This is a genomic window from Alcaligenes sp. Lyrl_28, from assembly GCF_051948705.1.
Taxonomy (GTDB): domain Bacteria; phylum Pseudomonadota; class Gammaproteobacteria; order Burkholderiales; family Burkholderiaceae_B; genus Alcaligenes; species Alcaligenes ammonioxydans.
Window position 1 is genome coordinate 167,983 of the sequence record NZ_JAYJLG010000004.1, and the last position, 14,134, is coordinate 182,116.

Genomic DNA, 14,134 nt, shown 5'->3' on the forward strand with positions numbered 1-14,134 from the left:
GTATAACATTTCGCCCAGGCAAAAGGCGGTCTGCGCCTTTTGCACAAGCAGGATTGACAGACGTTTTGCCCCTTATGGGAAGAAGGGGTGGGTTTACTCGTCCAGGGAAGCACGCGAGAAGGCGTCGATCAGGGGTTGCAATTGCGCGCCACGGTTTTTCATGGCGGCCTGATTGACGATCAAACGCGAGGAAATGGGGGTGATGTCTTCCACTTCCACCAGCTTGTTAGCGCGCAGGGTGCCGCCGCTGGAGACCAGATCCACAATCGCATCGGCCAGGCCGACCAGCGGGGCCAGTTCCATGGAGCCATACAGCTTGATCAGGTCCACATACACGCCCTTGCTGGCGAAGTGTTCACGAGCCGCACGCGTGTATTTGGTGGCGATGCGCAGGCGCGAGCCCTGTTTGACGGCCGAGTGGTAGTCAAAGCCTTCGGCCACGGCCACACACAGACGGCATCGGGCGATGTTCAGATCCACCGGTTGGTACAGGCCGCCAGGGTGCTGTTCCATGTGCTCGTACAACACATCCTTGCCGGCAATCCCGATATGGGCGGCGCCGTATTGCACATAGGTGGGCACGTCGGTAGCACGCACAATAATCAGACGCAGGTCCGGATTGTTGGTGGGCAGGATGAGTTTGCGCGACGTCTCCGGGCTTTCCAGTACCTTGATGCCCGCCTCTTCCAGCAAAGGCAGGGTTTCGTCAAAAATCCGGCCTTTGGACAAGGCCAGCGTCAGAGGTTGATTTAAACCGGCGGGACTCATTAGGTTTCCTTGCTGCTGATTCGCTCGATATTGGCGCCGACGGCTTGAAGCTTGGCTTCCATACGGTCGTAGCCACGGTCCAGATGGTAGATGCGTTCGACGGTGGTGTCACCCCGGGCCGCCAGGCCCGCAATGACCAGGCTGGCTGACGCACGCAGATCGGTTGCCATGACGTTGGCGCCGGTCAGGAAGGGAGCGCCGGTAACGACGGCCATATGACCTTCGATATCGATCTGCGCGCCCAGGCGGTTGAGCTCCTGCACATGCATGTAGCGATTTTCAAAGATGGTTTCCACGACCGAGGCGGTGCCCTCGGCAATGGTATTCAAGGCCATCAGTTGAGCCTGCATGTCAGTGGGAAAGCCGGGGTATTCGCTGGTGCGAAAGCTAACGGCTTTGGGACGACCCTCCATGCTGGCCTTGATCCAGTCCGGGCCGGTTTCAATATGCAGACCGGCTTCACGCAACTTATCGAGCGTGGCGCCCATGGCGTCGGCATCGGTATTGCGCAAGGTCAGTTCGCCACCGGTGGCGGCCACGGCGCACAGGAAAGTTCCTGCTTCGATACGATCTGGGCAGATGGTGTGCTTGGCACCGTGCAGGCGTTCGATCCCGTCAATCACGATGCGGTCGGTACCGTGGCCCTGAATCTTGGCGCCCATTTTGATCAGCAGTTCGGCCAGATCGATAATTTCGGGCTCGCGCGCTGCGTTCTCAAGAATGGTTTGGCCTTCAGCCAGAACGGCCGCCATCATCAGGTTTTCTGTGCCGGTGACCGTCACCATATCGGTACGCACCACTGCACCGCGCAAACGTTTGGCACGGGCATTCACAAAGCCGTGTTCGACATGGATTTCCGCACCCATGGCAGCCAGGCCTTTGATGTGCTGATCCACCGGGCGCTGGCCAATGGCGCAACCACCGGGCAGGCTGACGCGGGCCTCGCCAAAGCGGGCCAGCAGGGGACCCAGCACCAGAATGGAGGCGCGCATGGTTTTCACCAGTTCGTAGGGTGCTTCCAGTTTGGTGATGTTGGCTGCGTTCAGCTCCAAGGTGCCATTGCGTTCCTGCCTGACCCCTAACTGACCCAAAAGCTTCAGGGTAGTGTCAATGTCGCGCAGACGCGGGACATTGTCCAGATAGACCGTGTCGGCAGTCAGTAAACTGGCGCACAGAATAGGCAGGGCGGCGTTTTTGGCGCCAGAGACGGTGATCTCGCCATGCAGGCGCTGGCCACCTGTGATGCGTAATTTATCCATTCGGATTGGCCTTGTATTCGTCGGGGGTAAGCGTGCGCATGGACAAGGCGTGGATCTCGGCCTTCATCCGGTCGCCCAGCGCCTTGTAGACCAGTTGGTGACGGGCAATCAGGCGTTTGCCTTCAAAGGCGGGGCTGACGATCAGGGCTTCAAAGTGCGAACCATCGCCTTGTACTTGCAGGTGTTCACAGGGCAGGTTGTCGGCAATGTATTGGTGAACTTGTTCGGGAGTCGGCAACATGAAATCAATTCCGTAATTTATAGCCTGAGGCAAGCAGGCGTAGCGAAATCAGACACAGCGCAACAAAGACGCTGGCGACAACGGTCAGGCTGAACCAGGGAGAAATATCCGAGGCGGCGAAAAAACCGTAGCGGAACCCGTCAATGGTATAGAGCAACGGATTCCAGTGTGAAACAGTTTGCCAGAAGGGCGGCAGGCTATGGATCGAATAGAACACGCCCGACAGAAAGGTGGCCGGCATGATCAGAAAGTTCTGAAACGCGGCCAGCTGGTCGAATTTTTCGGACCACAAACCAGCGATCAGACCCAAGGCGCCCATGATGCCGCAAGACATGATGGCAAAGACCAATACCCACATCGGCTTGGCAATGGGCAAGGAGACAAAGAACAGGGAAACCAGCCAGACACATAGCCCCACACAGATGCCACGTGCGATGGAGGCAAGCAGGTAGGCGGCAAAAATTTCGCGGTGCGAGAGCGGCGGCAGCAGAATAAAGACCAGATTGCCGGTGATGCGACTTTGAATCAAGGACGATGAGGGGTTGGCAAAGGCGTTTTGCAGCATGCTCATCATCATCAGGCCCGGGATCAGGAAAGCAGTGTAGGGCACGGAGTCATAGACGGTGACGCGGCCTTCCAGCACATGGGCGAAAATCAGCAGATACATCAGCGCCGTCAGTACCGGGGCGGCAATCGTCTGAAAGCCCACTTTCCAAAAGCGCATCAGCTCCTTGCGCAGCAGGGTGGGAAAGCCCGAGCCCATCTTGGGTTGTGGAGGCAGACTCAGGGTACCGGTTTTGGGTCTGGGCGTATCACTGTGTTGGGGAACGCCCCAGTGTTTGGGAGAGTGGTTTGGGTTCACAGGGCGACTCCCATTTTTCCTTCGTTGTGCATGATGCGCACAAATGCATCCTCCAGATCATGGCCGCCTGCGCGCTCCATGATGGCTTGCGTGGTGTCCAGTGCCACGATTTTGCCACTTTTGAGCATGGCCAGCCGGCCACAGAGCGCCTGGGCTTCTTCCAGGTAGTGGGTGGTCAGCAAGATGGTGTGACCTTGCTGGTTCAGACGGATGATGAACTCCCACAAGGTGCGGCGCAGGTCCACGTCCACGCCGGCAGTGGGCTCGTCCAGAATGATGACCGGAGGGCGATGCACCAGCGCCTGGGCTACCAGCACGCGACGCTTCATGCCACCGGACAAAGCGCGCATATTGGTGTCGGCTTTGTCACTCAGGGCCAGATTGGCCAGAATCTCGTCAATCCAGTCGTCATTGTTTTTCAGGCCGAAGTAGCCTGATTGCAGCCGCAGGGTTTCCCGGACTGTGAAGAAAGGATCGTACACAATTTCCTGCGGCACCACGCCCAGTGACTGGCGTGCCTTCTGGTATTGGGTACGCACATCGTAACCACAGACGCTGACCTGACCGCTGGTGGGACGGGTCAGACCGGCCAGCATGGAAATCAAGGTTGTCTTGCCGGCCCCATTGGGTCCGAGCAAACCGAAAAATTCGCCATGTTCGATAGTCAGGCTGACCTGATCGACGGCCAGAAAACCGGCATCGGCACGGGGTTGTGAAAACAGGCTTTTGAGCCCCCGTCGTTGGGGGGCAAAGCGTTTGCTGACGTTATCAAGTTTGAAGGCGGACATGGCAAATTGAGTTGGCCTGACGCGGGTGGTGCGAAGCGGGACGTCGCCGTGGCGTCTTTGTTAACTAAACAGGCCTACGCGCTGGCGTAGACCTGTTGGGGGGTGGTCAGGCTCTTTATTATAGAGTACGACGCTGGTCTGCTTAACAATGCCCCAGCCCAGGCGCCGTGTTTGCCACGGCTGGGCTTAACTGTTCTGCTTGTTCAGCGCATCAATCAGACCGTCAATACCACCTTGCTCAATTTGCTGGGCGAACTGGTTGCGGTAGTTCTGGATCAGCCAGATGCCTTCCACGTTCAGGTCGTAAATCTTCCAGCCGTCGGCCGTTTTTTCCAGGCGGTAGTCCACACCCACAGGGCCGCCATTGGGCTGGGTCAGTGACGAGCGCACGACGACGTCGTCGGCACTGGCATCCCCGCGGAAGGGCAAAATAGTCAGCTGGGTGTTGTCATCCACGCGGGACAAGGCGCCGCTGTACGTGCGAACCAGGGTGCCCTTGAACGCGTCGACCAGTTTCTGACGCTGTTCGGGGCTGGCTTGACGCCAGTAGCGACCGGCGGAAAGACGGGTCGTTTTTTCCAGGTTCACGTAAGGCATGATGTTTTCATTCACAGCCGCCAGAATGGCAGTCCGGTCCCCTTTGCGGATGGACTCGCTTTGTTTGACGACCTTCAATGCTTGATTGCCGACCGTTTCAACAAATTTGTTGGGCTCGCCTTTGGGATCAGCTGCTTGTGCTTGTGCGCCTAGCGAGGACAAACACAGGGCCAGGGCCGCACAGACGGTCAGAATCCAGGAAAACAGGCGGGAGGGAGAGGACTGCAAAGCAGTCCCGCCCGGGGCGGGACGGGAAATCATAAAAAACTCCAGATGAATGGTCGGCGGGCAGGGCGTTTTTATTCGTCTGCGTCCGAGTAGTCAGGCAAATCCTGGCTGGTGTCACCGCCGGTGCGGCGGGCTTGCACCATCGCATGACGTCGCTGCAGGTAAGCGTCGCGTATGAAGCTGTAGCGGTCAAGGGCGATGTCGTTAACAAGTTTTTCTGTGTCCAGGAGCCCGGCGCGAGCATCCACAGCCCACAGGCCCATGATGCTGTTGCGTACGGGGACATCCTTGATGGCCATGATCGGGCCAGTGGACGAGAAACCTTCCAGGAAGCTGGTGCCGCGTGCCACACCGTCACGGACGGTGCTGGGCCCGAAGAAGGGCAGCATGACGTAGGGGCCGGATTTGACACCCCATACACCCAGCGTTACGCCAAAGTCGTTAGGGATGCGCTTGGAGCCGTTCATGGTGGCAACGTCGATACAGCCGCCCAGACCCATGGTGGAGTTAAACAGTACCCGACCCAGGGTATTGAAGAAGTCGACGTGCTCGCCTTGCAGGAAGCTGTTGACTGCTGACCAGGCATCACCCATGTTGTTGAAAATGTTACTGATACATGTGCGTACAGGTTGGGGCGTCAGTGCCGTATAGCCTTCCGCAATTGGTTTGATCAGCGCGCCGTCCACGTTTTCGTTAAAGGCGTAGATGCCGCGGTTCATGCTCTCCCAGGGGTCCTGGGGATTGGGGTTGGGCACACTGGCGCAACCGGCCACAAGTGCTGCGCTGGCACCGATCAGGCTCAAACGGACTGCACGGGGCAGGGAGTAGGAGCGGTGGGTGGTTGTATTCATGGTTGTGTCGTCTGTAATGAGCATGAGGCAGCGTTGTATCACTCCGATTTGGAGCCGCCGTCCTTGGAGGCTGTGTTGTAGAGGAACTTGCTGATCAGTTCTTCAAGCACAACCGCGCTTTGGGTATAGGTAATGGTGCTGCCGCTTTGCAGATCCTTGTCGTCACCGCCTGCGGTCAGGCCAATGTACTGCTCGCCCAGCAGGCCCGATGTCAGAATCGAGGCCGAGGTATCGACAGGGAACTTGTAATGTTCATCCATATCCAGGGTGACGACCGCCTTGAAGTCCTGATTGTCAAAACCGATCGAACTCACCCGGCCAACAACCACGCCGCTGGCCTTGATAGGCGCGCGGGGTTTCAAGCCCCCAAGATTATCGAACTTGGCCGAGACCTGGTAGGTCTTGGCAAAGGAAAAAGAATTGAGGTTACCCGCACGCAGGGCCAGGAATGCCAGTGCGACCAGCCCCAGCAAGACAAACAGGCCAACCCAGAAATCGGTTTTGTCGCGATTCATAACTGAGTAATTCCTAAATAGTTAACTGAACATAAGGGCGGTGAGCAGGAAGTCCGTGCCCAATACCGCCAACGCACCACTGACGACTGTGCGTGTGGTCGCGCGAGATACGCCTTCAGGTGTGGCCTTGGCATGCCAGCCCATATAGAGCGCAATCAAGGTGACGATCAGGCCAAAGACCAGGCTTTTGATCACCCCATTAAGAACGTCGTCAATTACATCGACGCCGTTTTGCATTTGTGACCAGAAAGCGCCCGCATCGATGCCGATCATTTGCACGCCGACAATATAGCCGCCCAGCACACCCACCATGGAAAAGACGGCCGCCAAGATGGGCATGGCAATGATGCCGCCCCAAAAGCGCGGTACCAGCAAGCGGCGCAAGGGGTCCACGGCCATCACTTCCATGGCGGCAATCTGTTCGCCGGCCTTCATCAGGCCAATTTCGGCGGTCAGGGAGGTGCCCGCCCGGCCAGCAAATAGCAGGGCGGTAACGACCGGTCCCAGCTCACGCACCAGGGACAAGGCCACCAGCAGGCCCAAGGCCTCTTCGGAGCCATAACGGTTCAGCGTGTAATAGCCTTGTAAACCCAGTACAAAACCCACAAACAGCCCGGAAACGGCAATGATCAGCAGCGAATAGTTGCCAATGAAGTGGATTTGCTGGGACACCAGGCGTGGGCGACGCCACAGCAGCGATGAACGCAGCAGCAAGGCAGCAAACAGGCGACTGAATGCGCCCAAGCCGTAAATGCTGTTGCGTATGGCAGCGCCAAGCGCGCTAATCGGGGCGGTAATGAAGTTCATGAGCGCGTCGTCCGATTCTGCAACCAGGCCTCAAAAGCCGGGGTGACAGGGTAATTGAAGGCGATGGGGCCATCGGGCTGACCACGCAAAAACTGTTGTACGTAGGGGTCTTGGGAAGCGCGCAGTTCAGCGGGCGTGCCCTGTGTCAGCAAACGCCCCTGGCCAACCATGTAGACCTGGTCGGCAATCGCAAAGGATTCGGCCACATCGTGCGTGATCAGTACCGAGGCACAGTTCAGGCGGTCGGTCAGGTTGCGAATCAGTTGTGCGGTAATGCCCATGGAAATGGGGTCCAGCCCGGCGAAAGGTTCGTCGTACAGAATCAGCTCGGGTTCCAGCACAATGGCGCGAGCCAGAGCAACCCGGCGAGCCATGCCTCCGGAGATTTCATTCACACCTAAATGAGCGGCGGCGCGCAGACCCACGGCGTCCAGCTTGGCCAGCACCCGTTCCTGTATGGCAGCTTCGGAGTCGTTGCTCAGTTCGCGAAGGGGGAACGCGACGTTTTCAAACACGTTCAGGTCGGTGAACAGGGCGCCTTGCTGAAACAGGACACCCATGCGCTGGCGCGTCTGGCGCAGGGCCTCGCCGTCCAGCTTGGCCAGATCCTGACCAAACACCGTAACAGTCCCCTTCTGGGCACGGATTTGCCCGGTGGCAGCCCGTAGAAGTGTTGTTTTTCCGGAACCTGACCCCCCCATCATGGCGACGACCTGGCCTTTCTGGACGGTCATGGACACATCCGCCAGGACGGTGAAAGCGCCATAGCCCAGCGAAGCGGAATCCAGATTTAGTACGGCTTGGTCAGTATTTACAGCCATGTCGTGGGTAAAAGGGGGTAAAAAGACCTGCTATTGTACCGCTTGCCGGTCTGGCGGCTCAATGTATTGCGCTTAATCAAGGTGGAAATACGGCGTTTATTGAAAGAGACAGGCGCTCTGGGATACCGTTATCGACTTTAGAACGAAGCGGGGACCAGAAAAAGACGTATTGACGGGGCCAGGTAGGTTCAGGTCACAGCGTGTGTCAACGCAAAAAGCAGACCACCAGCCGCCAATAGCCATAAGGGATTGATGCGGGTGAGCAGCAGGACGGCGGCGCAGGCCAACGCCGTCCCCCAAGCCCACACTCCGCCTTGGGCTGCTTTCAGAATCGTGCCGCTGGCCGCCAGGATCATGCCGGCGGCAATAGGCAGCAGGCCGATTTCGATGGCGCGGATCAGGCGGCTGCCTTCATAGCGCTTCCAGATGGTGGCCAGATAATAAATCAGCACCGCTGAAGGCAGAAAAATGGCGATCGATGCCACCAGGGCGCCGGCCCAGCCCGCTGCTTTCCAGCCCACCAGCGTGACCAGCAGGGATTTTGGGCCGGGTGTCAGGCGTGACAGGGCAAACAAATCCAGAAATTCCTGATCGCTGAGCCAGCCATGAATATCGACCGATTGCCGATGTATTTCGGGAATGATGCTTTGCCCACCGCCAATGGTCAGGAAGGACAGGGGGGCAAAGACACGGATAAGTTGCAAGAGGATGGGGATCATGGCTGTTTCGTCGCAGCGTCTTCCAATTGCAGCCAGGCGTACCCGACCGACAGGGGAGCACAGATCACAATGACGGCGATCAGGTTCCATTCCATGACAAATATGCCGATAAAGACCGCCATCATCAGGGCAATGGGTATGGCGCCGGTGGCCGCGCTGCGTGCCGAGCGCACCCCCATTTCAAGGGACAGGCCCAGGGCGGCAGCCGCAATGCCCGCCATGATCTGGGGAACCAGCACAGAGTCCGTCAACTGCTCCAGCCCGATCAGCATCAGAATGGCCACAAGCAGTGGGGGGAGAACCATGCCCAGCGAGGCGACCAAAGCGCCTGGGCCGGCCTGAAGGCGGTAGCCAATCCAGATAGATAAATTGACGACGTTTATGCCGGGCAGCGCTTGGGACAGAGCCAGACCGCTCAAAAAATCCGCCTGACTCATTAATCGTCGCTGCACGACAAATTCACGCATGAGCCAAGCACTTAAGCCCCCGCCGAAGCTGGTCAGGCCAATGCGAGCAAAGATCAGAAAGAGGGTGCCCAAGGATAAGGGGGGCGCGTCTTGAGGCCGGATCATAGGGTCATAAAGCGCGATAGGGTTCGCCAAGATGAAAGTGTGGTCGTTTCTGGCCTACAAAGTACGCCGTTTTTGTCTTCTTGTGGGCGCTACGCTGCCAGTCCTTCGTCGGCGTTGCTGCTTCTCAAGCCCGGATGCTGCGCAAAGTATCCGTTCAGGCGGGAGAAGGATGCGCCATTTTTTAGTCTCCGGGTCATTATTCGTTTGAAATATTTAAAATGAATAATTAATTAAATTAAATGAAAATTTAAATAGAAACCGGATTGAAAAAAATAAAAAAGAAATAATAAAAACCAGGCCGGGACAGGCCTGCTGCGCACCTGGGGCGAGTAATCCTATTCGGAATGAATGGCGCAAGAAAAGAGCATGATGCTGGTTCAATCTATTGAAATAAAAGAGATTGAAACGATCGTTTGAATTTTTCCGGATGCAGGTAAGGCCACGGAAACATACGCTGACACGCCACGGTAGACCGGTTGATGAAGATGGATTTGATCTACGCCCCGCTTTGAATGAAAATAAAAAAGACTTTATGGTCTTAAAGCCGCTGGTACGTGTACGATTATCCGATCGCCTCACATCGTAGAGCCCCGTTTGGGATCTTGCGCGGCGTGGGGGTTCAGTTTCCTGGAGACAAACCTATGACATCTAGTTCAGCCAGTGCAGTGACGGGCAGTGCCCGAACCTTACGTCGGGTCGCCGTGTGCGGTGCCGGCGTTATGGGCGCGCAAATTGCCGCCCATTGCGTGAATGCAGGCATACCCGTCGTTTTGTTTGATCTGCCCGCGCGTGAAGGGCCAAAAAATGGCATTGTCACTCGTGCCATCGCCCATCTTCGAAAAATGAATCCCGCTCCCCTAGGTACGCCCGATCTGGCTGACCTGATTGAGCCGGCCAACTATGAAGACAATCTGGATCGTCTGGCCGATTGCGACTTGGTGATTGAGGCGATTGCCGAGCGCCTGGACTGGAAACAGGATCTGTACCGCAAGATCGGGCCAGCACTGAACCCTAACGCCATCATCGCCAGCAATACTTCGGGCCTGTCCATCACCTCGTTGGCAGAGGTGTTGCCGGAAGCGCTGCGCCCACGTTTTTGCGGCGTGCACTTTTTCAACCCTCCACGCTACATGAGCCTGGTGGAGCTGATCCCCACGAAATACACTCAGCCAGCCCTGCTGGATATTCTGGAAACCTTCCTGGTCTCGCAACTAGGCAAGGGCGTGGTTCGCGCCAAAGATACTCCCAACTTCATTGGCAATCGCATCGGTGTTTTCGGCATTCTGTCCGTGTTCGAGCAGGCACGCCGTTTCTCCCTGACGTATGAGCAGGTTGATGAATTGACGGGCACTCGCCTGGGACGCGCCAAATCGGGTACCTACCGGACGGCTGACGTGGTGGGTCTGGACACCCTGGCACACGTGATTCGTACCATGCAGGATCAACTGCCTGATGACAGCTTCAAAGCACACTTTGGCCTGCCGCCCGAAGTGCAGGGTCTGATTGACGCAGGCGCTTTGGGTCAAAAGACCGGCGCCGGTTTCTTCCGCAAGAAGGGGCGTGAAATCCAGCGGTTCGATGCACAGCAGCGCGATTACGTGACGGCTGACCAGAAAATCGATCCCGATGTCGCCGCCATTTTGGCCGTACGTGACCCGGCCGAACGGCTGCGTCAACTGCGCGAGTCCGACAAGCCTCAGGCTCAATTCGTGTGGGCGGTGTTGCGCGACACCTTCCATTACAGCGCCATTCACCTGCAAGACATTGCAGACAACGCCCGTCAGCTGGATCTGGCCCTGAAGTGGGGGTTTGGTCATAAGCAGGGGCCGTTCGAGATCTGGCAATCGGCGGGATGGCGTCAGGTTGCTGAGTGGATCACTCAGGATATTCAGGACGGCAAGACACTGAGTAATCAGCCGCTGCCCGATTGGGCGACACGCGGCCCGGTATGGGAAGCCCAGGGTGTCCACACTGCCGCCGGTTCCTGGAATCCATCGCAAAGTCGCTTTGAAGGTCGCAGCGAACTGCCGGTTTATCAGCGTCACATCGGCACCCCTTTGCTGGTCGGCGAAGTCGAGTCCCTGGAAACCACGACGGTGTTTGAGGATGAATCGGTACGCTGCTGGACGTTACCCGCGCCGCATCCCCAGGATGTGCTGATTGTGTCCTTCAAGACCAAGATGCACACGCTCAGCCCCGGCGTAGTCAATGGCGTGTTCAAGGCGGTTGAGCTGGCCGAAGCGTCGTATCAGGCGTTGGTCATTGCACAGGATGGCGACCCGTTCTCCGCGGGTGCCGACCTGAAGGCCATTTTGCCGCTGTTCGAGAAAGAGGGGGTGGCGGCGGTCGAGCCGGTGGAACGCGCCATGCAGGACATGGTGCTGCGTATCCGTTACGCCCAAGTGCCAGTGGTGGCTGCGGTGGCCGGTCTGGCTCTGGGTGGCGGTTGCGAACTGGCTGTCCATTGTGCGCACCGGGTTGCCCATTTCGAGTCTTATATCGGTTTAGTGGAGGTCGGTGTGGGACTGGTGCCGGGTGCCGGTGGTCTGGCGTACTCGGCACGCCGCGCGGCCGAACTGCAGGCCATGGGGGCGCCCGACGCCCCACTGCTGGCGTATCTGAAGCGCTTTGCGCTGGCAATTGCCAGCGCCCAGGTGTCGCGTTCTGCGCTGGATGCCCGCCAGCTTGGTTTTCTGAAGGAGTCCGACACCATCGTGATGAACCGTCAGGAACTGGTGTATGTGGCCGTTCGTCAGGCTCAGGCTTTGGCCAGCGCCGGCTGGCGTGCGCCGCTGCCACGTCGCTTCCCGGTGGCCGGTCGCGATGGCATTGCCACACTGAAAGCTCAACTGGTGAATATGAAAGAAGGTGGTTTTATCTCGGAGTATGACTTCCATATCGCCGAGAAGGTCGTAACCGTGATCTGCGGGGGCGATGTAGATCCAGGCTCGCTGGTGGATGAGGCATGGATGATGACGCAAGAGCGGCAGGCTTTCATGGCGCTGCTCAATTCCCCCAAGACCCAGGAGCGTATTGCTGGGATGTTGAGCACTGGCAAGCCCGTGCGTAACTAGAGCGGATCAAGGAGTGGACATGACTGTACAACAAGCTTATATCGTCGCTGCCAAGCGTACACCCATCGGAAAAGCGCCTCGTGGCGTGTTTTCGTCCTATCGCCCTGACGAGCTGCTGGCGCATGCCATTCGCGGCATGCTGGCTGATGTACCCAAGCTGGACCCGGCCGCCATTGAAGAAGTGGTGGCCGGCTGCGCCCTGCCTGAAGGCCCACAGGGTTTTAACGTCGCGCGCATCTCCGCCTTGCTGGCAGGGTTGCCGCACACCGTGGCCGGCATGACCGTCAACCGTTTCTGCGCCTCGGGTCTGAGTGCCATCGCCATTGCGGCCGATCGTATCCGTACTGGTCAGGCAGACATTATCGTGGCCTCCGGCGTGGAATCCATGAGTCAGGTGCCGGTGATGGGCGTGAACACCAGTTTCAGTCCCGAGATCTTTACCTCGGACGAAAACTACGGGATTGCCTACGGTATGGGCCTGACGGCTGAAGAGGTCGCTCGTCAGTGGAAGGTGTCTCGCGAAGACCAGGACGCGTTTGCTCTGGCCTCGCACCAGAAAGCCGTCAAGGCCTGGGAGTCGGGCGAATTTACGGGTGAAGTCTTGCCGGTTACGGTGACCCGTCGCCAGCCTGACCTGAACACTCAGGAAATCTCCGTTAAAACCCAAGTGGTCGAACGGGACGAAGGCCCACGCCCGGATACCAGTCTGGAAGCCTTGGGTAAATTGCGCCCCGTGTTTGCGGCGCGTGGTTCGGTCACGGCCGGCAACAGCTCGCAGACCTCGGACGGGGCCGGTGCCTTGCTGCTTGTCTCCGAGCGAGCCTTGCGGGAGCACAATCTGACGCCCCTGGCACGCTTTGTGACCTTCTCGGTGCGTGGCGTACCGCCTGCCATTATGGGGATTGGGCCTAAAGAAGCCGTCCCGCATGCGCTGGCTCTGGCAGGCTTGAAGCAAGACCAGATGGACTGGATCGAGCTGAACGAAGCCTTTGCGGCTCAGTCGCTGGCAGTGATTCGGGATCTGGGTCTGGACCCTGAGCGGGTCAATCCGCTGGGTGGCGCCATTGCCATGGGCCACCCGCTGGGTGCGACCGGTGCCATGCGTGCTGCTACGGTGGTTCATGCCTTGCAGCGTCGTCAGTTGAAATACGGCATGCTCACCATGTGTATTGGTACCGGCATGGGTGCAGCCGGGATTTTCGAGCGGACATAATTTCCGATCTGCTGCTTTTATCGTTGCTGGACAAAGCCGCCTTCGGGCGGCTTTTTATTGGTCTGTCCCCGGCAGGGAGGGGCAAGAGCGCGATACGTGTAAGCAAATTTGCTTAAAACCCGCTAAATGTCAAAAAAGTAAAGGTTTGTTGTTGTCATAGAGTAGACATAGGCCCGCGCCATAGTCCTTTTTATTGTGTTGAACAGCTCACACGGAGGATGTATGGGATTGCCCTCGCGCATGGTGTCCAGCCTGCATGTGCCCCCCCTGTTCTGGCAGGGGTGGGTCAAGGCCCGTCTGGAGTCGGGGCAGTTTGAAGTCGACTGCGGCGAGCGCTGCTGGATTGTGCCGCAGGCCGTCAGTTGCCTGGTGCAGCCGCAAGTGGGTGACAAGGTATGGGTAGGCGGGGCCGATGGCGAGCAGGCCTATGTGTTTGCCGTGCTGGAGCGCCCTCAGGGCGGGGCCTTGCATTTGGTGGCTGAGCAAGGGTTGCATGTGCAGGCTGCGCAGGGAGGGGTACATATTCAGTCCGAGGCCGATTTGACGTTGCAGGCCGGTGCGCATTTGCGCCAGTCGGGCCGAGAAGTGAGCCTGACGGCAGGCACGCTGCGGATCTTGTCGCGGGTCCAGGAAACGGTGTCCGATCGCTTGTCTCAAGTCTGTAATCACGTATTTCGTCTGACTGAAAAAGAAGAGCGTTGGCGTGGTGGCCGACTGGACGTACAAGCCCAGCATCAAATGCGTTTGCATGCCCGCCATACCTTGATGAGCGCACGTGAGCTGGTCAAAGTTGACGCTGACCAAATACACATGGGGTAG

15 protein-coding genes are annotated in these 14,134 nt (G+C 58.0%); 3 read left to right on the forward strand and 12 right to left on the reverse strand.

Annotated elements, in window-relative coordinates; genetic code table 11:
* Positions 1 to 93: 93 nt before the first annotated feature.
* The 12 genes from hisG to VF694_RS11475 form a co-directional block, all read right to left on the reverse strand.
* Positions 94 to 768, reverse strand: a complete 675-nt coding sequence (hisG, locus tag VF694_RS11420) for an ATP phosphoribosyltransferase (RefSeq protein ID WP_003805418.1) — start codon at positions 766 to 768, stop codon at positions 94 to 96.
* Positions 768 to 2,027, reverse strand: a complete 1,260-nt coding sequence (murA, locus tag VF694_RS11425; protein ID WP_059318136.1) for a UDP-N-acetylglucosamine 1-carboxyvinyltransferase — start codon at positions 2,025 to 2,027, stop codon at positions 768 to 770. The genes hisG and murA overlap by 1 nt, the downstream gene beginning before the upstream one ends.
* The gene (locus tag VF694_RS11430; protein WP_003805423.1) at positions 2,020 to 2,268 is read right to left on the reverse strand and encodes a BolA family protein; all 249 of its coding nucleotides are present in this window, start codon (positions 2,266 to 2,268) and stop codon (positions 2,020 to 2,022) included. Before VF694_RS11430 ends, murA begins: the two co-directional genes overlap by 8 nt.
* A 4-nt stretch (positions 2,269 to 2,272) precedes the next feature.
* Complete coding sequence (locus VF694_RS11435; protein WP_051010478.1) at positions 2,273 to 3,031, reverse strand: ABC transporter permease; 759 nt, start codon at positions 3,029 to 3,031, stop codon at positions 2,273 to 2,275.
* A gap of 95 nt (positions 3,032 to 3,126) precedes the next feature.
* Positions 3,127 to 3,918, reverse strand: coding sequence for an ABC transporter ATP-binding protein (locus tag VF694_RS11440; protein WP_003805427.1), 792 nt, complete (start codon positions 3,916 to 3,918; stop codon positions 3,127 to 3,129).
* Between the two features lie 186 nt (positions 3,919 to 4,104).
* A complete protein-coding gene (locus VF694_RS11445) occupies positions 4,105 to 4,776 on the reverse strand; it encodes an MlaC/ttg2D family ABC transporter substrate-binding protein (RefSeq protein ID WP_003805429.1) in 672 nt (223 codons plus the stop codon).
* 38 nt (positions 4,777 to 4,814) lie between these two features.
* The gene (locus VF694_RS11450; RefSeq protein ID WP_003805431.1) at positions 4,815 to 5,594 is read right to left on the reverse strand and encodes an MlaA family lipoprotein; all 780 of its coding nucleotides are present in this window, start codon (positions 5,592 to 5,594) and stop codon (positions 4,815 to 4,817) included.
* A 38-nt stretch (positions 5,595 to 5,632) separates the two neighbouring features.
* Positions 5,633 to 6,109, reverse strand: coding sequence for an outer membrane lipid asymmetry maintenance protein MlaD (gene mlaD, locus VF694_RS11455; RefSeq protein ID WP_003805432.1), 477 nt, complete (start codon positions 6,107 to 6,109; stop codon positions 5,633 to 5,635).
* Positions 6,110 to 6,130: 21 nt separating this feature from the next.
* Complete coding sequence (mlaE, locus tag VF694_RS11460) at positions 6,131 to 6,916, reverse strand: lipid asymmetry maintenance ABC transporter permease subunit MlaE (RefSeq protein ID WP_003805434.1); 786 nt, start codon at positions 6,914 to 6,916, stop codon at positions 6,131 to 6,133.
* Positions 6,913 to 7,737, reverse strand: coding sequence for an ABC transporter ATP-binding protein (locus VF694_RS11465; RefSeq protein ID WP_003805436.1), 825 nt, complete (start codon positions 7,735 to 7,737; stop codon positions 6,913 to 6,915). The genes mlaE and VF694_RS11465 overlap by 4 nt, the downstream gene beginning before the upstream one ends.
* A 188-nt stretch (positions 7,738 to 7,925) precedes the next feature.
* Complete coding sequence (locus VF694_RS11470; RefSeq protein ID WP_003805438.1) at positions 7,926 to 8,456, reverse strand: chromate transporter; 531 nt, start codon at positions 8,454 to 8,456, stop codon at positions 7,926 to 7,928.
* Entirely contained in the window at positions 8,453 to 9,028 is a 576-nt protein-coding gene (locus VF694_RS11475; RefSeq protein ID WP_003805440.1) for a chromate transporter, read from the reverse strand. Before VF694_RS11475 ends, VF694_RS11470 begins: the two co-directional genes overlap by 4 nt.
* 641 nt (positions 9,029 to 9,669) lie before the next feature.
* Between VF694_RS11475 and VF694_RS11480 the strand changes: the two genes are divergently transcribed.
* The 3 genes from VF694_RS11480 (at position 9,670) to VF694_RS11490 (ending at position 14,134) form a co-directional block, all read left to right on the forward strand.
* On the forward strand, positions 9,670 to 12,102 hold the full coding sequence (locus tag VF694_RS11480) for a 3-hydroxyacyl-CoA dehydrogenase/enoyl-CoA hydratase family protein (protein WP_131071035.1): 2,433 nt from the start codon (positions 9,670 to 9,672) through the stop codon (positions 12,100 to 12,102).
* A 13-nt stretch (positions 12,103 to 12,115) separates the two neighbouring features.
* Complete coding sequence (locus VF694_RS11485; protein ID WP_165477532.1) at positions 12,116 to 13,315, forward strand: acetyl-CoA C-acyltransferase; 1,200 nt, start codon at positions 12,116 to 12,118, stop codon at positions 13,313 to 13,315.
* 222 nt (positions 13,316 to 13,537) lie between these two features.
* Entirely contained in the window at positions 13,538 to 14,134 is a 597-nt protein-coding gene (locus VF694_RS11490; protein ID WP_003805446.1) for a DUF3540 domain-containing protein, read from the forward strand.

Coding starts and splice junctions, on each gene's coding strand:
- hisG (WP_003805418.1), bottom strand. CDS start 768: ATGAGTCCCGCCGGTTTAAATCAACCTCTGACGCTGGCCTTGTCCAAA.
- murA (WP_059318136.1), bottom strand. CDS start 2,027: ATGGATAAATTACGCATCACAGGTGGCCAGCGCCTGCATGGCGAGATC.
- VF694_RS11430 (WP_003805423.1), bottom strand. CDS start 2,268: ATGTTGCCGACTCCCGAACAAGTTCACCAATACATTGCCGACAACCTG.
- VF694_RS11435 (WP_051010478.1), bottom strand. CDS start 3,031: ATGGGCTCGGGCTTTCCCACCCTGCTGCGCAAGGAGCTGATGCGCTTT.
- VF694_RS11440 (WP_003805427.1), bottom strand. CDS start 3,918: ATGTCCGCCTTCAAACTTGATAACGTCAGCAAACGCTTTGCCCCCCAA.
- VF694_RS11445 (WP_003805429.1), bottom strand. CDS start 4,776: ATGATTTCCCGTCCCGCCCCGGGCGGGACTGCTTTGCAGTCCTCTCCC.
- VF694_RS11450 (WP_003805431.1), bottom strand. CDS start 5,594: ATGAATACAACCACCCACCGCTCCTACTCCCTGCCCCGTGCAGTCCGT.
- mlaD (WP_003805432.1), bottom strand. CDS start 6,109: ATGAATCGCGACAAAACCGATTTCTGGGTTGGCCTGTTTGTCTTGCTG.
- mlaE (WP_003805434.1), bottom strand. CDS start 6,916: ATGAACTTCATTACCGCCCCGATTAGCGCGCTTGGCGCTGCCATACGC.
- VF694_RS11465 (WP_003805436.1), bottom strand. CDS start 7,737: ATGGCTGTAAATACTGACCAAGCCGTACTAAATCTGGATTCCGCTTCG.
- VF694_RS11470 (WP_003805438.1), bottom strand. CDS start 8,456: ATGATCCCCATCCTCTTGCAACTTATCCGTGTCTTTGCCCCCCTGTCC.
- VF694_RS11475 (WP_003805440.1), bottom strand. CDS start 9,028: ATGATCCGGCCTCAAGACGCGCCCCCCTTATCCTTGGGCACCCTCTTT.
- VF694_RS11480 (WP_131071035.1), top strand. CDS start 9,670: ATGACATCTAGTTCAGCCAGTGCAGTGACGGGCAGTGCCCGAACCTTA.
- VF694_RS11490 (WP_003805446.1), top strand. CDS start 13,538: ATGGGATTGCCCTCGCGCATGGTGTCCAGCCTGCATGTGCCCCCCCTG.